At 54.2% G+C, this 20,531-nt stretch carries 17 protein-coding genes; 10 read left to right on the forward strand and 7 right to left on the reverse strand.

What is annotated here, in order from left to right:
* Positions 1–110: 110 nt before the first annotated feature.
* Positions 111–1,880 carry a caspase family protein gene (locus tag ACMGF9_RS01600; protein ID WP_414160504.1) on the forward strand — a complete coding sequence of 590 codons (1,770 nt, stop codon included), beginning with the start codon at positions 111–113 and terminating at the stop codon, positions 1,878–1,880.
* A gap of 18 nt (positions 1,881–1,898) precedes the next feature.
* Here ACMGF9_RS01600 and ACMGF9_RS01605 read toward each other — a convergent pair whose 3' ends face one another.
* Positions 1,899–2,129, reverse strand: a complete 231-nt coding sequence (locus ACMGF9_RS01605; RefSeq protein ID WP_333031563.1) for a hypothetical protein — start codon at positions 2,127–2,129, stop codon at positions 1,899–1,901.
* 457 nt (positions 2,130–2,586) lie between these two features.
* On the opposite strand from ACMGF9_RS01605, the gene ACMGF9_RS01610 reads away from it, so the two are divergent.
* Positions 2,587–3,876: a putative phage abortive infection protein gene (locus ACMGF9_RS01610; protein WP_414160505.1), complete on the forward strand. Its 1,290-nt coding sequence runs from the start codon at positions 2,587–2,589 to the stop codon at positions 3,874–3,876.
* Between the two features lie 759 nt (positions 3,877–4,635).
* Here ACMGF9_RS01610 and ACMGF9_RS01615 read toward each other — a convergent pair.
* The 3 genes from ACMGF9_RS01615 to ACMGF9_RS01625 all read right to left on the reverse strand — a co-directional run bounded on the left by ACMGF9_RS01615 (position 4,636) and on the right by ACMGF9_RS01625 (position 7,008).
* Positions 4,636–5,592, reverse strand: coding sequence for a cyclase family protein (locus ACMGF9_RS01615; RefSeq protein ID WP_049189118.1), 957 nt, complete (start codon positions 5,590–5,592; stop codon positions 4,636–4,638).
* Between the two features lie 219 nt (positions 5,593–5,811).
* Positions 5,812–6,024 (reverse strand): DUF1471 domain-containing protein, encoded by a 213-nt coding sequence (locus ACMGF9_RS01620; protein WP_004936800.1) that lies wholly within the window; start codon positions 6,022–6,024, stop codon positions 5,812–5,814.
* Positions 6,025–6,258: 234 nt separating this feature from the next.
* Positions 6,259–7,008, reverse strand: coding sequence for a 3-oxoacyl-ACP reductase family protein (locus ACMGF9_RS01625; protein WP_088381956.1), 750 nt, complete (start codon positions 7,006–7,008; stop codon positions 6,259–6,261).
* Between the two features lie 127 nt (positions 7,009–7,135).
* Here ACMGF9_RS01625 and ACMGF9_RS01630 point away from each other — a divergent pair, with 127 nt between their 5' ends.
* On the forward strand, positions 7,136–8,053 hold the full coding sequence (locus tag ACMGF9_RS01630) for a LysR family transcriptional regulator (RefSeq protein WP_075684486.1): 918 nt from the start codon (positions 7,136–7,138) through the stop codon (positions 8,051–8,053).
* 55 nt (positions 8,054–8,108) lie between these two features.
* Here the strand turns inward: ACMGF9_RS01630 and bhsA are convergent, their stop codons facing one another.
* The gene (gene bhsA, locus ACMGF9_RS01635; protein WP_015379209.1) at positions 8,109–8,369 is read right to left on the reverse strand and encodes a multiple stress resistance protein BhsA; all 261 of its coding nucleotides are present in this window, start codon (positions 8,367–8,369) and stop codon (positions 8,109–8,111) included.
* 195 nt (positions 8,370–8,564) lie between these two features.
* Here bhsA and ACMGF9_RS01640 point away from each other — a divergent pair, with 195 nt between their 5' ends.
* From ACMGF9_RS01640 to ACMGF9_RS01660, 5 genes are all read left to right on the forward strand, one after another.
* On the forward strand, positions 8,565–9,008 hold the full coding sequence (locus ACMGF9_RS01640) for a lipocalin-like domain-containing protein (RefSeq protein ID WP_015379208.1): 444 nt from the start codon (positions 8,565–8,567) through the stop codon (positions 9,006–9,008).
* Complete coding sequence (locus ACMGF9_RS01645; RefSeq protein WP_004936814.1) at positions 9,005–9,673, forward strand: glutathione S-transferase family protein; 669 nt, start codon at positions 9,005–9,007, stop codon at positions 9,671–9,673. Before ACMGF9_RS01640 ends, ACMGF9_RS01645 begins: the two co-directional genes overlap by 4 nt.
* A 47-nt stretch (positions 9,674–9,720) precedes the next feature.
* Positions 9,721–10,128 carry a VOC family protein gene (locus ACMGF9_RS01650; RefSeq protein WP_015379207.1) on the forward strand — a complete coding sequence of 136 codons (408 nt, stop codon included), beginning with the start codon at positions 9,721–9,723 and terminating at the stop codon, positions 10,126–10,128.
* Between the two features lie 333 nt (positions 10,129–10,461).
* The gene (locus ACMGF9_RS01655; protein ID WP_004936819.1) at positions 10,462–11,823 is read left to right on the forward strand and encodes an NCS2 family permease; all 1,362 of its coding nucleotides are present in this window, start codon (positions 10,462–10,464) and stop codon (positions 11,821–11,823) included.
* Between the two features lie 197 nt (positions 11,824–12,020).
* Positions 12,021–13,670, forward strand: coding sequence for a Na+/H+ antiporter (locus ACMGF9_RS01660; RefSeq protein ID WP_004936822.1), 1,650 nt, complete (start codon positions 12,021–12,023; stop codon positions 13,668–13,670).
* 74 nt (positions 13,671–13,744) lie between these two features.
* Here the strand turns inward: ACMGF9_RS01660 and ACMGF9_RS01665 are convergent, their stop codons facing one another.
* Positions 13,745–14,632 (reverse strand): LysR family transcriptional regulator, encoded by an 888-nt coding sequence (locus tag ACMGF9_RS01665; protein ID WP_044030344.1) that lies wholly within the window; start codon positions 14,630–14,632, stop codon positions 13,745–13,747.
* A gap of 139 nt (positions 14,633–14,771) precedes the next feature.
* On the opposite strand from ACMGF9_RS01665, the gene ACMGF9_RS01670 reads away from it, so the two are divergent.
* Positions 14,772–15,194 (forward strand): CidA/LrgA family protein, encoded by a 423-nt coding sequence (locus ACMGF9_RS01670; protein ID WP_004936830.1) that lies wholly within the window; start codon positions 14,772–14,774, stop codon positions 15,192–15,194.
* Entirely contained in the window at positions 15,187–15,876 is a 690-nt protein-coding gene (locus ACMGF9_RS01675) for an LrgB family protein (RefSeq protein WP_015379206.1), read from the forward strand. The genes ACMGF9_RS01670 and ACMGF9_RS01675 overlap by 8 nt, the downstream gene beginning before the upstream one ends.
* A gap of 41 nt (positions 15,877–15,917) precedes the next feature.
* Here the strand turns inward: ACMGF9_RS01675 and ACMGF9_RS01680 are convergent, their stop codons facing one another.
* Positions 15,918–19,856, reverse strand: coding sequence for a non-ribosomal peptide synthetase (locus ACMGF9_RS01680; protein ID WP_414160506.1), 3,939 nt, complete (start codon positions 19,854–19,856; stop codon positions 15,918–15,920).
* Positions 19,857–20,531: the final 675 nt, after the last annotated feature.

The raw sequence follows: 20,531 nt of genomic DNA on the forward strand, positions 1-20,531 counted from the left end.
TCTGGCGACTGGCATAAAGATGATTGAAAAATTGCCGTTAAATTATGATATTAGAGACAATTAACATTGTCGTGGCTACTACAAAGGTCTTTAGAGCGGGGTTAAAGTTGATGAGCAAAAGGCATGCGATTTTAATAAGTAATAGTGTTTATGACCTTGAGGATTTAAATTTAGAAACTCCAGATAATGATATTGCAGCAGTAGAGCATTCTCTGTTGAGTAGAGGGTTTACCGTTGATAAATATCACAATCTAAAAATACAATGTTTTGAAAACATCTTTGAAAATTTAAGAAATAGTCCAAAATATGAATTATTATTTTTTTACTACTCTGGCCATGCACTTGAAATAAATGGTCGAGGGTATCTATTGCCAGTGGATCTTTCAGGAAAAACGGCATATCAAATAGCCATGTATACATACCACCTAGATAAGCTGTTAATGGCAATCGAAAAAAAAGCAAAAGCGAAGGTGGTTGTTTTGGATTCTTGCCGCAATCGTGTAGGAGGTTGGGAAGATAACGATTACACATCATTTGCTAGCCATATCGGCTTTGAGCCAAATATTGATACATACAAAAATCTTGCGATTGCCTATTCAACCAGTTCAGGAGCGAAAGCCTTCGAGGGGCAAGGGATTAGTCTTTATGCGAAAAATTTAAGTGAATACATTCTCAAACATAATATAGGTATAGACGATGTGTTCAAAACAATTGGTGCTAAAGTTACTAAATTATCTCCAGCAGATCAACGGCCGTGGTTTTACTCATGCCTTGATGAATCCCTAACCTTTGGCGATTTGCCTAACTATGAATATGTCCATGCCATTAGGACTCCCTTTAGTGGGGAAGAGATTGGCATCAGCTTATTGGACAGGAAGCAAGTAGTGTATGGTAATTTTCATGCAATATTTGCAGTTAATCAAACTTATGCATACAATATTTATAAATTAAAGGAGGAAATTATACTCGGGGTCGATTATAGCTCTAATACAGGTATGGTGTTAGCCATTGATGATAATTCGATCCTAGTTGGAAATACGAGAGTAAACCCAGATTTTGACTTTAGGAATTTTAGATGTATCCAAGTGTCACCAAATGGCAAATACACCATTTTAGTAGGCATGACAGAATTTGTTATCTTGGATAATATAAATTTCATCGAACACAAGGAAGTTATTTATAGTGATAATTTATACGTAGCAAAATTTATTGATGACTATACTGTATGGATAGGTTCTGATAATGGTGTCCATTCGGTTTCATTAGCTGGAAATGGGATTGTTTATAATAATGTTGATATTGATAGTTTATTATACGTCTATGGTATAGATGTTATTGATTCTGAGACTGTCACACTCTCGTGCTCAAGTGGTAACATTTTCTTTGTTAACAACAACACATTTGAAGTCAAGAGGGTTTTATCTCTTGGTGAAACCGTGCGCTCATTTTCTACGAGGCGAGATTCACTGATACACATAACAAATGATGATCAATTAATACAAGATTTTTTATATAAACCGTGGACCCTAGATAGAGATGCCAACTCCTTCTTAAAAGAACACCTATCTGACAATGCAATAGTTTTTATAAAAGTCTCGCCTATTGACCCACTTATAGTTGCTGCTAGCGATGAAGGGATTTTATATTTCATTGATTATCGTACTTTTGACGCTTATGAGACTATATCAGTTGGTACGCCTCAGAATAAAATTCAAGGTGTTTCTTTTGAGCCCGATGGAAACATCTTAATTCTAACTAATGATGGTTTTGTACATTTTTACTGTAGGGGAGAAACTGATCATAAACAGGCTGTAAAATACGTTGATAAAATTGGGACAAGAAAAAAAAGAACCCAAAAAATCGCTCAGGGAGTTAAGTAACACCCTGAACGGCAAACTTTATCGTTCTCTTTTGACCTTGTACTTCTCTTCAACCGCCGTGTTCATTTGCAGCGCGCGGCGGGCATCCATTTTCATAACAGTACTCTCTGGTGGATTACCGTATAACGTCAGATTGTTGACTAAATTTTGCCAGCCAGTTAAATCCAGCGTCTGGCATGAAGTCGCGATTCCGAAAGTCGAGAAGGATCCGCGTGAAGCGTCCTGGACTGACCCCATATCAGTAGACAAATTCTGTCCTCACGACGAGGCTATTGGCCTGGACTATAGGAGTGTTCCTCGCTCCGCATTTGAAGTTTACCGTGCTCAATGTCTGGAGAGAGCTGATACTCCCAACTCCTTGGCTGAACTGTTTCGTACGATTGACAACGTCTTCATACGTGCCGAGCTGAAACGGCGGGGAATCGGCTGACAAACTTAATCCCCGAACCAATATTCACGCAATAGTTAAACTCAACGACACCCGCTTAATGCGGGTTTCGCAGATTAAATTCCATCTTTCGTATTCACACCACATCCAGACTTCCACCTTGTGGAGTCTCATTTACAAGGTATCTAACCTGCCAAATGAAGTAGTAAAAAGCATGAATATTCGGAAGAATAATACGTGTAACATGCATTCACAGTTTCAATATTGGTTCAGCTTTTTACCGGACCGTGCAGCAATAGTTTTGGAAGGAAATAATAAATGTGCATTGATACTTTTATGGCTTGGTGGGATCTCATCTGGACAGAGTACTATAAAACTCCAGACCCATATGTTGGTATTGCCACTGCAATAGGTGCTCTCGTCACTGCCCTAGCATTAGTCTACACGGCAAAAGCTGCTAAAGCAGCATCCATAAGCACTAAAGTAGCCCAAGATTCACTCGACCATACAATGAACAACACGCGCCGCGATGAGTTTGCCCGCCATTTCACACTATTACTTGAGCTGCACAATGAGCAGCATGAGATTGTGAAGAAATATTTGGATAGTGTCCATGGGAAATCTTTTTTTGAGTCGGTCAGAGCGCCTATAACTTTAAAGGAAGCTCATCAATTAATGCATGGGCAAAGCTTTATAAGCCCTTACATGAGAATTCTCTATCATGCATTAAAATATATTAACAATAGTTATTATGACCCTAAGGCTGACTTAAAAGAGAAAAAGAAATACTCATCTCTGATCCGCTCCCTCATAAGGAATGATGTTCTTTACCTGGTTGCATTAAACTCAGCCTTCACCAACGACAAAGGCGTACCTAACCAATATGTTGAATATCAGTCTTTACTTCATAAATTTTCCTTTTTTGACCATGCTCAGTTCTATAAAACATTGGCCAATGAGGATGCGAGTGCAAAAAGTGTTTTCGACGCCATTAAAACCAAAAATGATGGGGCTATTGCACTTATCATTCACGATATTTTGCACAATACCAAACAGTTTGAAGAGAAAATAGAAATGCCTCTCCCACTTATAGTTTCGTCACTATACCAGAATTCGGCATATGAATATTCTAGTGATTATTTGTTTAATTTGCATAATGAATTTTCTGAGATATATTCAAAGAGGAAATCCATTTACCTTATGAAGTTAAAAAAAGATTTAAAAATTGAGGCGAGCTTTAAATTCTACATTGGCATGTTTATGACTTCAAATCCAAAAGATGAAATTTTGAAATACCGGAACAAAAAAATCACTCACAAAATAGAGTCCTACCCTGTTGTTGATACTTCATACATAGAAAATGCTCTGGTGAACTTCAAAGATTCTGACTACAAAAGCGATATAAACTTAAGCTTTTTCAATATTAATAATTATGGATATGTTTCATTTTTCGAATCATGGAACTTTGATCAGGACTGTCGTGAATATATACTTGACATGCAACACAAATCCGACGTAGAAGAAGATAAATACTGGCCTGAGGTCGAGTCTCACATTGATTTTTGGAAAAGCTATGAAGGTGAAATATCTGCCAAACGAGTTTCTTAATTTGTAGTCTGAAACCTAACATTAAAGGGTGGCTCTCACGAGCCACCTAATTTATTTCAAGAGGACCCGAGTGTGTCCACTAGCAACGCAAATTTCGATTCATAGAAATGCGGCTGCGTCTGTCTGGTGTTCCCCGGTGAATTCAGGCTTTTGCCGTACAGCAGCCCGTCCTTTATTAAACTCTAGAAATGCTTCACTCCACGCTTGCTGGCGCTTGTCTTCAGCTCCACAATGCCCAGCTCTGCCAGACGTGCGTAAGCCTTCTTTGGAGAGAGTCGAGCCAGCAACTCCCGGAGGCTGGCTGTGGGTTCGCTGCTGGACCAGTTGCATCCGGTGGAGCATCGATAGCATACGCGGGAAGCAGGTCAGGCAAACCAGCGGCGTTCTACAGAATACGGAGGCCAGCCAGCATCGAGCTATCGGTGCTGAGTCTGAACTTCTGCTTGGCCACGGGACTGCCTCCGTTGTCAGGAGATGCGTGGTCTGATCCTTAAACTCAGAAAATGTTCGATTTATTCAATAAAGCCCTATTAAATTTGTAATGTTTTGAGAGTTGATACGGCTAAAATTTGACATAAAATTTAACGATTTAACATAAGGCATATTTTATCATGTTGATAATTATAAATTTTCGGTCATTTATCTATAATTTATGGTGAATATAACCGTTCTAAGCCTGGCGACAGCGCTAAAAAAACCCCGCTCAGGCGGGGTTTTTTGTGTTCGTTAGCCGCTGATTTTCTGCGGCGGTGTCGCCAGTCAGTAAATTGCTACCGGGTTGATATTGACCTGGGTTGAACCGACATACAGCGGTTGCCCCAGTACGAACAGGAATTCCCAGGTTTTCGTGCGTACCAGCGGGCGGCTGTCGATCAGCTCCAGGTTATAGACGCCGCGTTTGGCCAGCAGGTACTGGTTGACCGGGAACTCTTCGTCATTTTTCGGGTTAGGGTAAACTTCGGAGGCCCAGGTATCACCGCCGAAGGCCACGATGCCTTGGTCGGCCAACCATTTCGCCGCTTCCATGCCGATGCCCGGTTCAACTTCCAGGAACTTTTTATTGTCTTTGCCAATCAGCTCCAGCCAGCCGGTGTTGAACAAGACAACGTCGCCTTTGCGTAAACTGATGCCCTGCTTTTTAAGCACCGCTTGAATATCCGCAACGGAAAATTCGGTGCCGCCCGGAACGATCGCTTTATTATAATAAGCCGTCATATCGAGTACGACGCCGCGTGTGACCATGGGCGGCACTTTTTCCACGCCCAATTTTTTCACGCCATCTACGGTGACGAAATCCGCCGCCTTATTGCCGTTATAATAAACATTGTCGATGCCGATATGGCCAATGCCATTCAACTGAGTGCCGACGCCGGTCCAGGCATTCACCAATTCATCATTAAAGGTGAATTTATTTGGGCCAAGCGTTTTACCATCCTGTTGACCAGGCTGAATATTATATAAGCGGAAGCTGCGGTGGCGGAACGCTGGGAAATCTTTATCGACGGGCACCGCCAATGGCAATGTCTTGCCTTGTTTTACCAACTGCACGGACTGTAATACGACCTCAGGCGTGAGCAGGTTGGCCGCGCCGATTTCGTCTTTTGCGCCGTAAACGGAAGGATACCAGTCTGACGACTGCGCGGCGGATTCTGCGGCGTGCGTGGGCACTGCGGCCAGCAAGGGCAGCAAGAGGGAGAGGCGATACAATGATTTCATCAGTGACTCATCCTTATAACGGAGTATTGCAGGGCGAATGAAAGTGAGCCTCCGGAAATTGGCGGCGTGAGGCCGCCGAATAATAACCGGTGAGGGAACGGCTCATTTTTTCTGTGTACTGGGTATGCCAGCGTGATTTTTAAAAAGGCGCCCGGCGATGATTTCCTTAATCATGCGGCAATGAATAACGCCGTATGCACGGCGTTATCGCTAAACGCATTATTTTTTCAGTTCTGCACTCATAGTGACGAAATTGCCCATGTAGGCGCTGGTAATTTTGTAGCCGCTTGCGCCGGCTTCTTGCGCTTTTTTAGCGATGAGGGCTTCGGTGGAATCCAGTGTTCTGCCGGTTGCGGTCACGCTTTCTGCCGCGGCGTTAAACGACAGCATGGAAAACAGAGCGAGTGAAATAACGGTGGTCATGGTTTTCATATCTTTATCCTGTGTTCGAAGGTTCGAAAAATAAGGGTGTCCGGTACGACACGATGGAGCGAAGGATAAAGACGTCGGGCTGGTGAATAAATAACAGAATCGTCAATAAACTATTCCATTTTTGCGCATAAACTAATTCTATTATTGTCTTTCAAGGCCGAATATGCCGTGCGAGGTGAGAAGCGGTCGTCGGGGAGCGAATGAAAAAAAAAGCCCCTTGCGGGGCTTTGAGCGCTACGCCGAGAAGCCGCCGTCGATGCTCAGACTGGCGCCGGTGATATAACCCGCCTGCGGGCCCGCCAGGTAGGCGACGAAACCGGCGATTTCTTCATCTTTGCCGTAACGGCCGATCGCCATCAGCTGCTTGAGCTGATCGGCGAACTCGCCGGCGTCCGGGTTCATTTCGGTGTCCACCGGGCCGGGCTGCACGTTATTGACGGTGATGCCGCGTGGGCCGAGATCGCGCGCCATGCCCTTGGTCAACCCGACCAGCGCCGATTTGCTCATCGCGTACACCGCCGCGCCGCCGAACGGCACGCGCTCGGCGTTGGTGCTGCCGATGTGGATGATACGGCCGCCGTCGTTCATGTGGCGCGCCGCCTCCTGGCTGGCGACGAATACGCTGCGTACGTTGACCGCCAGCATGCGATCCAGGTCGTCCAGCGCCAGTTCCTCGGTGCTGCCCAGCGTAAATACCCCGGCGTTGTTCACCAGAATATCCAGGTTGCCGAAGTGACTCACCGCCTGGCGAACCGCCTGCTGCAGCGCCGCAGCATCGGCGCTGTCGGCCTTGATGGCGAGGGCTTTGCCGCCGGCGGCGGTAACGGCGCTCGCCACCGCTTCGGCGCGATCGGCCGAGGCGGCGTAGGTAAAGGCGACGGCGGCGCCCTCGCTCGCCAAGCGTTTCACGATGGCGGCGCCGATGCCGCGGGAACCGCCCTGAACGAATGCGACTTTGCCTTGCAGTGGGAGTGCTGTGGTCATGTTATTTCTCCAGAGTGGATGAGGGTAAAGTGTCGGCATTCAGTATCGGAGATCGCTTGCACGGCCACTAGCCACAAAGAGCTATAATCAGTTAAAACCATTAGTTTAAAATCCATAAGGAAAAAGCATGCTGGGACATCTGGAGTGCTTCGTCAGCAGCGCGGAAAACGGCAGTTTCTCCGCCGCCGGCCGCAAGCTGGGCCTCAGCCCGGCGGCGGTAAGCAAGAATGTCACCCGGCTGGAGGCGGTGGTCGGCGTGCGGCTGTTTCAACGCAATACCCGCAAGTTGATCCTCACCGAAGCAGGCGAGCGTTTTCTCGGTGAGGTGAGCGGCGGGTTGCAATCGATCCAGTGTGCATTGAAGGGGTTGAGCAGCGGCGGCGGCGCGGCGGCCGGCGGCTTGAAGGTCAGCATGGGCACCGCCTTCGGCCTGCACTTCGTGTTGCCGATGCTGCCGATGTTTTTGACGCAGTACCCGGCGATTGTACCGGACTGGCATTTCGACAATCGCCAGGTGGATCTGATCGGTGAGAACTTTGACGCTGCGCTGGGCGGCGGCATCGAGTTGGCGCAGGGGATGATTGCTCGCGAGCTGGCGCCCGCGCATGGCGTATTGGTCGCTTCGGCAGAATACTTGCGGCAGCGGCCGCCGTTGACGGAGCCGGAGCAACTGGCGCAACACGCCGGGATTTTCATCCGTTCGCCGCAGACCGGGCGCATTCGCCACCAGCCGCTGCGAAATGCCCAGAATGAGCAGCGTGCGCCGGGGATGACGGTCAGCATGACGGTCAATGAACCGGAAGCGGCGGCGCGGGCGGCGGAAATGGGATTGGGCATCGCGCTGATCGGCATGCCGAATGCGGCGCCTTATCTGGAAAGCGGCCGTCTGGTGCGGGTTCTGCCGGGCTGGTATGTCGATCGCGGCAGCGTGTATCTCTATTTCCCCACCACCAAATTCTTACCGACCAAAACCCGGGTGTTTGTCGATTTCATCACCGAACAGTTCCGCCTGCAGAAGTTGGCGGCGCGCTTTGACGCCCGCTAAAACGAGAAAAGCCCCTTGCGGGGCTTCTTTCTTCCGTCGGTTGGCTGTCCGACGATCAGTTGAAGATTTCTGCGGTGCCGTACAGTTTGTTCTGACCACCGGCGGCGACGATGCGGTAGGCGCTGGCGCCCGACGCGGCGGCTTTGCTGGCCAGTTCGCTTTCCAGCGCGCTCAGGTTAGCGGCGCCGCTCACGGTGACGACGCCGATCTTCTGGGCGTCTGCAGCAGGTTGGCTGGAAGGCAGGTCAGCGGCGAAGGTAGCGAAAGAAGCGGTAGCCAGCAGTGCAGCGGTAGCAAAAATTTTGATGTTTTTCATGATGCGTTCCTCAGAGTGTTTGTTAGGTGAGAGCCCGTTGTCTCTCGATGTGTTAAATACTAGTGCACCGGATGTGAATAAAAAATCGGAGAGTTTTGAGTATCTCTGTCAAATAAATTGATTATTTTTCATCCGCTGGCGCGGGGCAACAATCGCCACTACCCTTTACAGACGATCCTTAACCGGAGAAGCGTCATGACGATGAATGCGTTTATCGGCAGTTGGGCGTTGGTGTCGTCGGCGTTCAAAAACCAGAACGGCGAGCTCAATTACCCGCTGGGCGAGCAGGTGTTGGGGCGCATCCACTATGAGGCCAACGGCACGATGGCGGCGCAGCTATACAGCGCCGTGCGGCCGCGTTTTGTCGCCGACGATTTGACGCAGGGATCCGAGCGGGAGATCCATGCCGCCTTCATCAATATGATTTGCTACTTCGGCCGTTATCAGGTGGAAGAAAGTGAGCAACGGGTGGTGCATCAGGTTGAAGGCTGCTCGTTCCCCAATTGGATAGGCAGCCGTCAGGTGCGTTTTTACGCCTTTAACGCCGATCGGCTGACGTTGCGCACGGTGCCGCTGCAGCTCGGCAACGGCGTGCAGGTTGGCGAACTGGTGTGGCAGCGGACAGGAGCGTCGTCATGATCATCGTTCATCATCTCAATCACTCGCGGTCGCAGCGCATTCTGTGGTTTCTGGAAGAGCTGGGCGTGCCCTATCAGGTGCAACGCTACGAGCGCGATCCCAACACCATGCTGGCGCCGCCGGCGCTGAAAAAGATCCACCCGTTGGGCAAATCGCCGGTGATCGTCGATGGCGATCTGACACTGGCGGAATCCGGCGCCATTATCGAATACTTGCAGGAAGCCTACGACGCACAGGGCATGTTTATGCCAACCGACTTCCACGCGCGTCAGCAATACCGCTACTGGCTGCACTACGCCGAAGGATCGCTGATGCCGCTGTTGGTGATGAAGCTGGTGTTCAGCCGTCTCGGCCAGCCGCCGATCCCCTGGCTGCTGCGGCCGGTGGCCGGCGCGATCGGCAAAGGCGTGCAGCGGGAATACCTCGACAAGCAGATCGCGCCGCACTGCGAATTCCTCGAACAGCACCTGAATAAGGGCAGTTGGTTCGTTGGCAACGACTTCAGCGCGGCGGATATTCAGATGAGCTTCCCGCTGGAGGCGATGGCGGCGCGCGGCGCGTTGGATGATTGCCCGAAACTGCGCGGCTTCCTGCAGCGCATTCACGCCCGGCCCGCCTACCAGCGGGCATTGGAGCAGGGCGGCCCTTACGACCTGCTGAGTTAAGCGGATGGGCTATACTCGATGGGGTCATTCTTCATCGGAGGTAGCCCATGGCTACGCAAATCTTCGTTAACCTGCCCGTACGCGATCTGCCCGCCTCAATGGCGTTTTTCACCCAGCTCGGCTTCAGCTTCAACCCGCAATTTACCGACGATACCGCCGCCTGCATGGTGGTCAGCGACACGATTTACGTGATGCTGCTGACCCACGACAAATTCAGGATGTTTACCCCGAACCCGATCGGCGACGCCAAACAGGCCACCGAAGTGTTGGTGTGCCTGTCGCAACCCAGCCGGGCGGCGGTGGACGAACTGGTGCGCAAGGCAATCGCCGGCGGCGGCAATACCTATCATCCGCCGCGGGACTATGGCGTGATGTACGGCCACGGATTTCAGGACCTGGACGGCCATATCTGGGAATTGATGTATATGGATCCCGCGGCGGTGCAGGCGCAATAAGCTCGCCGTGAAGCAGGTCGGCAGGGGCGCCGGATCGCCCTGTCTTTTCGCGCAGAAGCTATTCCCGCCGTTTTCTGCATAAATTGCCGCGATCTTTAGTTGATTAGACGCTAGGGAAGGCAGGATAATCGTTTGCCTTGAATAAACCACCATAAATCACCCGTACCGCGCGCTGCGAGTTAAACGTTTGCCTGGGTGCGCATCGCCGTTGGCGGTGTGGCATAAGGGCAGGGATGCGGAACGTGACGTAAACGATTACGTGGCGATCGGGCGCGGGCGAGATTACAGGCCTGCTGTGACGGGCCGATTCATGAAACACAGGGGAAGTAACCTATGTCGAACTCTCAAGCGAACCACGCCGCAAAACCAACCGGCGGGCTTGATGGCTATTTTAAAATTTCCGCGCGCGGCAGCAGCGTGCGTCAGGAGGTGGTGGCGGGGCTGACCACCTTCCTGGCGATGGTGTACTCGGTGATCGTGGTGCCGAGCATGCTGGGCAAAGCGGGTTTCCCGCCGGCGGCGGTGTTTGTCTCCACCTGCCTGGTGGCCGGTCTGGGGTCGCTGTTGATGGGGCTGTGGGCTAACCTGCCGATGGCCATCGGCTGTGCGATCTCGTTGACCGCCTTTACCGCCTTCAGCCTGGTGCTGGGCCAGCACATCAGCATTCCGGTGGCGCTGGGCGCGGTGTTCCTGATGGGCGTGCTGTTTACCATTATCTCGGTCACCGGCATCCGCGCCTGGATCCTGCGCAACCTGCCGATGGGCGTGGCGCACGGCACCGGCATCGGCATCGGGCTGTTTCTGCTGCTGATCGCCGCCAACGGCGTCGGCCTGGTGGTGAAGAACCCGCTGGATGGCTTGCCGGTGGCGCTCGGCGCGTTCACCTCTTTCCCGGTCGTCATGACGCTGGTCGGCCTGGCGGTGATCTTCGGCCTGGAGAAACTGCGCGTGCCCGGCGGCATTCTGCTGGTGATCATCGCCATTTCCATCATCGGCCTGATCTTCGACCCGGCGGTGAAATACCAGGGGCTGTTCGCCATGCCGAGCCTGGCGGACGCTGACGGCAAATCGTTGATCTTCAGCCTGGATATCATGGGCGCATTGCAGCCGGTGGTGTTGCCGAGCGTGCTGGCGCTGGTGATGACCGCGGTGTTCGACGCCACCGGCACCATCCGCGCGGTGGCCGGGCAGGCCAACCTGCTGGATAAAGACGGGCAGATCATCAACGGCGGCAAGGCGCTGACCTCGGATTCCCTGAGCAGCATCTTCTCCGGCCTGGTGGGCGCCGCGCCCGCTGCGGTTTACATCGAGTCCGCCGCCGGCACCGCCGCGGGCGGCAAGACCGGCCTGACCGCCACCGTGGTCGGCATTCTGTTCCTGCTGATCCTGTTCCTGTCGCCGCTGGCCTATCTGGTGCCGGTTTACGCCACCGCGCCGGCGCTGATGTACGTCGGCCTGCTGATGCTGAGCAATGTCACCAAGCTGGACTTCAACGACTTCGTCGACGCGATGGCCGGCCTGCTGTGCGCCGTGTTCATCGTGCTGACCTGCAACATCGTCACCGGCATCATGCTGGGCTTCAGCTCGCTGGTCATCGGCCGCATCTTCTCCGGCGAATGGCGCAAGCTGAACATTGGCACCGTGCTGATCGCCGTGGCGCTGGTGGCGTTCTACGCCGGCGGCTGGGCGATTTAAGCCGCTTGGGTTTCCCTCGCCCGCCGGGCGGGGGAGCCTGTTACGGCAATTCCCTTCTTAAGATAAGTCTTCTTCTGCTCTGCACCGCGTTTTGAAAGGCACAACAAGCTTTAACGGCTGTAAAAAAAGTGATCTACTATCGTGACCAACGCAGGCCCTGAGCCGATGTCGTCTGAATCGTAGAGTCTAAGGAAAGCATGGAAATCTTTTTTACAATCCTCATTTTGATCCTGGTGGTCTCCCTGTCCGGGGTGGTGACGCGCATGTTGCCGTTCCAGGTGCCGCTGCCGCTGATGCAAATCGCCATCGGCGCCCTGCTGGCCTGGCCGCATTTCGGGCTGCACGTCGATTTTGATCCCGAACTGTTCCTGGTGCTGTTCATCCCGCCGCTGCTGTTTGCCGACGGCTGGAAAACACCGACGCGCGAATTCCTGCATCACGGGCGTGAAATTCTCGGCCTGGCGCTGGTGCTGGTGCTGATCACCGTGGTCGGCGTCGGTTATCTGATCTACGCCATGGTGCCGGGCATTCCGCTGGTGGCGGCCTTCGCTCTGGCGGCGGTGCTGTCGCCGACGGATGCCGTGGCGCTGTCCGGCATCGTCGGCAAAGGGCGGATCCCCAAGCCGATCATGGGCGTGCTCGAGGGCGAGGCGCTGATGAACGACGCCTCCGGCCTGGTGTCGCTCAAGTTCGCCATCGCGGTGGCGATGGGCACCATGGTGTTCACCGTGGGCGGCGCGACCCTTGAATTCCTCAAAGTGGCGATCGGCGGCCTGCTGGCCGGCGTGGCGGTCACCTGGACCTACAGTAAATCGCTGCGGGTGATGAGCCGCTGGAGCGGCGACGATCCGGCGACCCAGATCGTGTTCCTGCTGCTGCTGCCGTTCGCGTCCTACCTGATTGCCGAACATATCGGCGTTTCCGGCATCCTGGCGGCGGTGGCGGCGGGGATGACCATCAGCCAGTCCGGCGTGATCCGCAATGCGCCGCTGGCGATGCGCCTGCGCGCCAACAGCGTGTGGGCGATGCTGGAATTCGTGTTCAACGGCATGGTGTTCATCATGTTGGGCCTGCAGCTGCCGGGCATTCTTGAAACCTCCATCCTGCAGGCGGAGCTGGATCCGACCATCCAGACCTGGTACCTGTTCGCCGACGTGGCCACCATCTACGCCGCGCTGTTGGTGCTGCGTTTCACCTGGCTGTGGGTGATGAAGAAGGCCAGCAACCGCTTTATGAAAAAGCGTCCGCTGCAGTTCGGCGATTACAGCACGCGTGAGCTGTGGGTGGCATCGTTCGCCGGGGTGCGCGGGGCGATTACCCTGGCCGGTGTGCTGTCGATACCGCTGTTGCTGAGCGACGGCACCGCCTTCCCGGCGCGCTATCAGCTGGTGTTTATCGCCGCCGGGGTGATCCTGCTGTCGTTGATCGTCGGCGTGCTGGCGTTGCCGCTGCTGCTGCGCGGCGTGCAGGTGACCGATAAGAGCGCCAGCAAGCAGGAAGAGCGCATGGCGATCGCCATGGCGGCCGAAGTGGCGATTGAGAGCGTGAATAAAATGGAAGAGCGCCTGGTTGCCGATACCGAAGAAAACCTCGATCCGCAGGTGTTGAAAGAGGTCAGCTCGCGGGTGACGGGCATGCTGCGGCGGCGCATCGCGTCGAAAGACGATATCGAGAATGCGCTGGCGATGGAAAACCTCGAGCGACGTTTCCGCCTGACGGCGCTGCGCGCCGAGCGCGGCGAGCTGTATCACCTGCGCGCCACGCAGAAAATCAGCAACGAGACGCTGCAAAAACTGCTGCACGATCTCGACCTGCTCGAAGCGCTGTTGATCGAGCGCGAGGGGTAAACGCAGAGGGAGGAATAAACGTTTTTCCTCGTTATCCCCATCCTGAAGGGCCGCCTGTGCGGCCCTTTTTTTGGCTACTTGACCGGCGGCCAGTAGTCGCGGCAGCAGGCGATCCAGGCCTGCGCGCTGTGCGACAGGTAGCTGCCCTGGCGCCAGATCAGGCCGATTTTCCACTCCATGCGCGGCTCCAGCGGCAGCCAGACCAGGTTTTCCTTGTCCAGCCAACGACAAACCGGCTCCGGCAGCATGGCGATGCCCACGCCGGCCTGCACCATCGAGGCGAGAAAGTCCCATTGGCCGCTGCGCACCGCGATTTGCGGTTCAAAGCCGGCCAGGCGAAACGCCTTCATCAGCATCTTGTACAGCGCAAAGTCTTCGTTATAAATCAGGATCGGGCTGTCGGCCAATTCGGCGATATTGATGCTGGTGCGGTTGAGCCACTGCGGCGTGCGCGGCGCCACCACGCACATCGGATGGCCCAGCAGCGGCAGAAAGGTCAGCGGCTGCGCCGAATCGAAGGGCAGCACCGTCATCGCCAGATCCAGTTCGCCGGACATCACCGCCTGTTCGACCGACAGCCCGCCCAGCTCGGAAATCTTTAATTCGATGCCGGGGTAGGTCTGGCGAAAGCGGCGGATCAGATCGGCGATCTGCCTGCCGACCATCGGCGGAATGCCCAGCCGCAGCACGCCCTTTTTCACCGAGCTGATGTCTTCCAGCTCCGCCTCCAACTGGCGGAACTCGTCGAGGATCGTCAGGCCGCGCTGGTACACCGCCTGGCCGCTGTCGGTCAGGCGCAGCTTGCGGCCTTCGCGGATCAGCAGCGTGCATTCCAGCTCTTCCTCCAGATGCCGCAGCATTTTGCTGATGGTGGGCTGGGTGACGAACAGTTTTTCCGCCGCGCGGGTGAAGCTTTGCTGGCGCACCACTTCAACGAAGTAGCGCAGGGTGCGGACATCCACGTTAGGGTTCTCCTTGGGGACGCTACCGGCGAGAAACTATTCCCGGACGGCATGATGTCGATAATTTTAATTCATTTCAGGCGTGGTTTCCCGGCTGCGTATACTGTAGGCCGTCAATTATTGTTTGAGGTCATCTTTCATGTCTCTGGCGTTACGCCGCGTTGCCCCCTCCCTGCTGACCCGTTTGCAGGTGCCGATTCAGGTGGCGTTGTATGCGGCGCTGTTCCTGATCGCCGATCGCCTGGTGCAACAATTCCACCTGCCGCTCCCCGCCAATATCGTCGGCATGCTGATGCTACTGGCGCTGATCCTGCTGCGCATTCTGCCGCTGAGCTGGGTCAAGGCCGGCTCCCGCTGGCTGCTGGCGGAAATGCTGCTGTTTTTCGTGCCGGCGGTGGTGGCGGTGGTCAACTATGCCCAGCTGCTGATGGTCGAGGGCTGGAAGATCTTTCTGGTGATCGCAGTCAGCACCATGCTGACGCTGGGCGCCACCGGGCTGGTGGTGGACAGGGTGTATCGGCTGGAGATTTGGCTGCAGCGGCGGAAGCAGCGCCATGAATGATTTTATCCTTAGCCTGGCCTGTTTTCTGGCGACGCTGGCGCTCTATTTCGCCAACAAGAAACTCTATCGCCGCCGCCGCACGTTGCTGCTGATGCCGCTGGTGCTGACGCCGATGATTCTGGTGTTGCTGCTGGTGGTCACCCACATCTCCTATCAGGACTACATCGGTGAAACCCACTGGCTGCTGTGGCTGCTGGGGCCGGCGACCATCGCCTTCGCGGTGCCGGTGTACGAGAACCTGCATATCATCCGTCGCCACTGGCTGTCGCTGAGCGCCGGGGTAACGACCGCAGTGCTGGTGGCAGTGTACAGCTCGGTGTGGCTGGCGCGCCTGCTGACGCTGCCGGAAGAGGTGCAGCGCAGCCTGGCGGTGCGGTCGATCACCACGCCGTTCGCGCTGGAGGCCGCCAAGCAGATGGGGGGCCAACCGGACCTGGTGGCGTTGTTCGTGGTGATCACCGGGGTGTTCGGCATGGCGGTGGGCGACATTCTGTTTTTGCGGCTGGCTGTACGCAGCCGCCTGGCGAAAGGGGCCGGATTTGGCGCATCGTCGCACGGCGCCGGCACCGCCCGCGCCTATGAACTGGGGCCGCAGGAGGGCGTAGTGTCGAGCCTGGTGATGATGTTGGCCGGCATTATCACGGTGGTGGCCGCGCCACTGATCGGCCGGCTGATGTGGTGAGGAGGCGGTCTGCGGCGAACGGCGCCGCAGACCGTAGAGCGTCAAGGAAGGTTGCCGAGCATCGCCGGCGTGCGCGATGACTGTCGCAAGGCGTGTCCTATCTCCTCGTGGCTGAAGATAATGGAGTGATGATTGCAGGGCAACGGATGCACCTGCAGATGTTGACCGATTGCCGACAGGCCATTGTCGGCAATCGCCAGCAGTTCACGCTCATCGCCCAGGCCGGTGATATTCAGATTTGCATCTTCGGTCGCCTTGAACAGCGTGATGCGTGCATGTTGCAACGGTGCGCTGAGCGTTTGTTTTGCCAATGCCAGCTCCGTCGGCTCTGCCTTTAAGGCCCGGTCGGCGGCCTCGCCGTCAATACCCAACATGGCCAGCATCGCCGCCAGCATGCCCGGCTCGCTGCGGATCTGGAATGGGGTTCGGTAGAAGGTATCAAGCAGGAACAGTTGGATATCGCGATAGCCCTGGCTTTCCAGTTGAGCGGCCATCTCCAGCGCGATCAGGCCCCCTAGCGACCAACCCAACAGACGGACGGGGCGCGCCGGCGACAGCCGCATATGGCCGAGATAATACGCCGCCAGCTCGCGTAGCGAAGTGATGTGCGGCTGTTGGAACAGGTTGTAATTGTTGATGCCTAACACATTGAAATCTTTCTCTAAATAGTTCGCCAGATCGCGATAAACATCGCAACCGGTGACGGCAGGATGGATCATCCAAACGCTGTCGGGGGTGATGGCGTGGTTCAGGCGCTCTACCTGTTTAAAGGTAAAACTGGCCTGATTCAGACGGGTCAACAGCTGCTGCAGGGGTTCGGAGGTGGCTGGAGCCATTGCGGGCACGCCGTCGGTGAGAATACGGGCCTGGCCGCGCAGCGTCGAGTGAGCAAACAGCGTTTTAATGCCTAACGAATGCCCGTGTCGCTTCAGTTTAACCAGCAGTTGAATGGCGTGCAGCGAATGGCCGCCCAGCGCGAAGAAATCATCGTCGCGGCCAATGCGCGTTGTGCCCAGCAGTTCGCTCCACAGTTCGGCCAACTGCTGTTCCTGCTCGCCTTGCGGGGCTTCATAAGCAGCGGTTTCCTGCATGTTGGCTGGTGCCGGTAACGCTTTGCGATCCAGCTTGCCGTTGGGCGACAGCGGAAAAGCATCCAGCCGGATAAAACAGGACGGCACCATAAAGTCCGGCAGGTGTTGCTGCAATTGCCGACGCCATTCGGCGGCGTCGGCCGTTTGCTCTGGGGCGATGACATAGGCGACCAGGCGCTTGCCGCCGCTTTCGTCTTCCCGTGCCAGAATGGCGGCGTCTTCAACCCCTGAACACTGTCTGAGCTGTTGCTCGATCTCGCCTAATTCAATGCGCAGGCCGTGGATTTTGACCTGGAAATCGTTTCTGCCCAGATACTCAATGTTGCCATCCGGCAGCCAGCGGGCCAGATCGCCGGTTTTATACAGGCGAGCCTGCGGCTCGGCGCTGAAAGGATCGGCGATAAATCGCTCGGCGCTCAGCGCCGCGCGGTTCAGATAACCACGGGCAACCTGAATACCACCGATATGCAATTCGCCGGCGATGCCGGGCGGTAACGGTTGCAGTTGGTCATCCAGAATATGGAGCTGGGTATTGGCGATCGGTTTACCGATCGGTACCAGTGGGCGAGGATCATCGGGCAGGCATTGCCAGCTGGAAACGTCTACGGCGGCTTCCGTCGGGCCGTAGAGATTGTGCAGTTCCGCCTGCGGCAACTGCTGCAGGCAGCGTTGTACCGTCGCGAGCGGCAATGCCTCGCCGCTGCACATAATGCGTTTCAGAGAGGCACACTGCGCCATATCGCCGTGGCGCAGAAACAGTTGCAGCATCGAGGGGACGAAATGCAGTGTGGTCACGCCGTGCTGCGCGATGCAGGCGCTGAGATAATCCGGTTCCTGGTGACCGCCCGGTTTGGCGATGGCCAGCCGGGCGCCGACCATCATCGGCCAGAAAAACTCCCAGACAGAGACGTCGAAGCTGAACGGCGTTTTCTGCAGCACGACATCATCCGGCGTCAGTGTATAAGCCTTTTGCATCCACAGGAGTCGGTTGATCACCCCGCGGTGTTCGTTCATTACCCCTTTGGGTTTCCCCGTCGAGCCGGAGGTGTAAATCACATAAGCCAGGCTGTGCTGTGGATCGGCGGCCAGCGGCGGCGGGTTGCCATCCGGCGCTTGCCGCCACAGATGGCTCTCACGCTGAAGATGCAATCGCGGCACGGCGATATCGCGCAGCGGGTGCAGCGCGTGTTCGCCGCCATCGTCGATCAGAACGAATCTGGCGCCGCAATCTTGCAGCATGTGGCGTAGGCGGTCTTGTGGATAGTCGGGATCGAGCGGTACATAGGCGGCGCCCGCCTTCAGGATGGCGTACAGGGCAATCACCATATCCGGGCTGCGGTTGACGCATACCGCGATGCGATCGTCAGGCTGTAATCCCTGCAGCCTGAGAAAGGCAGCCAATCGATTCGCCCGCAGATTCAGCTGTTGATAACTGATCTCGTGGTCCTCGTAGCACAGCGCCGGCGCTTCTGGCGTCAGCGCGGCCTGCCGTTCCAGGAATTGATGTACGCCTTGCGGCATGTCTGCCCATGTTTGTCGGGTTTCATTCCATTGATGGAAGATTTGCTGTCTTTCCTGCGGCAACAGCAGCGGTAACTGCCCCAGCGGCAGCGCCGGATCGCCGTCCAGTAGCGTGTTCAGCAGGTGCAGCATGCGGGCGGCGATGCGCTCACCGTCTTCCTGACTGAACCAGGCCTGATTGAGGTTGAACTCCAACAGCGGGTCGTCGCCCGGATGGTAATGGCGCAGGTAGACGCCGAGGGGCAGCTGTTCCTGACCGTGGTGCAGGTTTTCCACCTTGAACTGGCTGCCTTCCAGTTCGATGTCGGTCGGAAAAACCTCCAGAGAAAAGCTGATGTCGAACAGCTGGCGCCGCTCCTGCTGATGCAGGTTCAACTGGCGGTTGAGTTCGGCAATGGGAAAACGCTGGTGACGATAACACTGGCGCAGCTCGCTGCCGATTTGCCGCAGTAAGTGGCCGAAGGATTGCTGTGAATCGACCGTGATGCGCAGTGGGATCATCGAGGAAAACATGCCCAATGTTTGCTTATGTTCGGCGGTACTGCGGTTATGTACCGGCACGCCCAGCGTGAATTGATCGGTTTGCCAAATCCGGGCGAACCAGGTGGCCAGCAAAGCGCTAAAAAAATGCATTGCAGAACCGCCCTGCGCGGCGGCGTATTGTTCCAACTGTAGGAAACGCTCGCGTGGCAACCGCTTGATTATCTGATGGCTGGGGTAGGTTTGTTGCCCAGAGTGATTTTGGCGGCGTTCCAGCATGGAGGGGGGCGCGTCGATGAAACGCTTCAACCAGAAATCACGATCGCGCTCGTAGCGTGGAGACTGCTGATAGGTGCGATCGCTGATGACGAAGTCTTGGTAACGCGAGTGGGGGGCTTCGTTTTTTATCCCTGCTTTTAATTGCTTATAGCGCTCCATGATCATTTTGCTCAGCAGGGAAATTGAGGTGCCGTCCGCGATCAGGTGATGGGAAGCAAGCAGCCATAGCGTGCTGGATCCGCTGACTTTGGCCAGGTGGCAGCGCCAAAGCAGGCTGTCATACAGTGAATAAGGCTGCAGGAATTGAGAACGAAGGTGTGTTTCTGCCAGGCTGATGGCATCTTGTCTGTGCGAAAAATCGTGGTAATGCAGGTCGATATAGGCCCGGTCGCAGGTTTCCTGGGTAATGCCTTGCGGCGTTTCTTTCAGCGTGGTTTGCAACGCATCATGTTGTTGCTGTATTTGCCGTATGGCTTCTTGAAACAGCGGTAGCGAAATCTCGCGCTCTACGCGCCATAAACACCCAACGTTATATAAGGGGATATCGGGGTTTAAAGATTGGTCTAGCCACACGGCTTGTTGCACGGTCGTCAGGGAATAAGCGGACACGGAACCACCTCCACAAATAAGGAATGAATCGAATTAAATAAAGTGAGTCGCAGCCAAGCACTCGAACATTATAAAAGGTGATTATTAAGTTGGCCTGTTTTCACATTAAATATTTTTAATGGTTTTATTTTATTATAATAAATGCAATTATTTTGGCGTTAATGATTTGTATTTTATTTATTTTTAAACTGGTTTTTTGCCATTGCTTTTGTGGCGTGTTAATCACGATTGACTGGCTTTTATTCGTGATATTAGTAAGCGAAATCATGTAATTTATTGTTTTATTTGTGATTTTTTATTTTTGGTAAAAGGGGGGCGGAGCTGAGGCGGTTCGTAAGCGATAACGGAGTGGTATCTCAGCGGGCAAGTTCGGTTGCTTCTCTGCAAGAGATAACAGGCTGAATCATAAAAAATTATAAAGAATCCCTTATGTTGTATTATTATAAAAGAAATAATAATGAATAATAAGAAGTAAAGCTTATTGTGATTTCATGCATTTCTTTATTCGTAATTCTGCTGTTAACTTTCATAGGAGTATGACGTTTCAATTAAACTGCGATGAATGATCCGTTATTGGGCAATTAATGGATTAACTTTAATGAGATAATAAATGTGAAACGTTGATGCCGAGTGATACCCGAAATGAAAGGCGCAACGAGAACCCTGTCTCGCTGC

It is taken from the genome of Serratia sp. BNK-23, from assembly GCF_047456145.1.
Taxonomy (GTDB): Bacteria; Pseudomonadota; Gammaproteobacteria; order Enterobacterales; family Enterobacteriaceae; genus Serratia; species Serratia nematodiphila.

What these genes read in the sequence shown, in the direction of transcription:
- ACMGF9_RS01610 (WP_414160505.1), top strand. Translation starts at nt 2,587, where the DNA reads ATGTGCATTGATACTTTTATGGCTTGGTGGGATCTCATCTGGACAGAG.
- ACMGF9_RS01625 (WP_088381956.1), bottom strand. Translation starts at nt 7,008, where the DNA reads ATGACCACAGCACTCCCACTGCAAGGCAAAGTCGCATTCGTTCAGGGC.
- ACMGF9_RS01620 (WP_004936800.1), bottom strand. Translation starts at nt 6,024, where the DNA reads ATGAAAACCATGACCACCGTTATTTCACTCGCTCTGTTTTCCATGCTG.
- ACMGF9_RS01660 (WP_004936822.1), top strand. Translation starts at nt 12,021, where the DNA reads ATGGAAATCTTTTTTACAATCCTCATTTTGATCCTGGTGGTCTCCCTG.
- ACMGF9_RS01645 (WP_004936814.1), top strand. Translation starts at nt 9,005, where the DNA reads ATGATCATCGTTCATCATCTCAATCACTCGCGGTCGCAGCGCATTCTG.
- bhsA (WP_015379209.1), bottom strand. Translation starts at nt 8,369, where the DNA reads ATGAAAAACATCAAAATTTTTGCTACCGCTGCACTGCTGGCTACCGCT.
- ACMGF9_RS01630 (WP_075684486.1), top strand. Translation starts at nt 7,136, where the DNA reads ATGCTGGGACATCTGGAGTGCTTCGTCAGCAGCGCGGAAAACGGCAGT.
- ACMGF9_RS01600 (WP_414160504.1), top strand. Translation starts at nt 111, where the DNA reads ATGAGCAAAAGGCATGCGATTTTAATAAGTAATAGTGTTTATGACCTT.
- ACMGF9_RS01655 (WP_004936819.1), top strand. Translation starts at nt 10,462, where the DNA reads ATGTCGAACTCTCAAGCGAACCACGCCGCAAAACCAACCGGCGGGCTT.
- ACMGF9_RS01670 (WP_004936830.1), top strand. Translation starts at nt 14,772, where the DNA reads ATGTCTCTGGCGTTACGCCGCGTTGCCCCCTCCCTGCTGACCCGTTTG.
- ACMGF9_RS01650 (WP_015379207.1), top strand. Translation starts at nt 9,721, where the DNA reads ATGGCTACGCAAATCTTCGTTAACCTGCCCGTACGCGATCTGCCCGCC.
- ACMGF9_RS01640 (WP_015379208.1), top strand. Translation starts at nt 8,565, where the DNA reads ATGACGATGAATGCGTTTATCGGCAGTTGGGCGTTGGTGTCGTCGGCG.
- ACMGF9_RS01615 (WP_049189118.1), bottom strand. Translation starts at nt 5,592, where the DNA reads ATGAAATCATTGTATCGCCTCTCCCTCTTGCTGCCCTTGCTGGCCGCA.
- ACMGF9_RS01675 (WP_015379206.1), top strand. Translation starts at nt 15,187, where the DNA reads ATGAATGATTTTATCCTTAGCCTGGCCTGTTTTCTGGCGACGCTGGCG.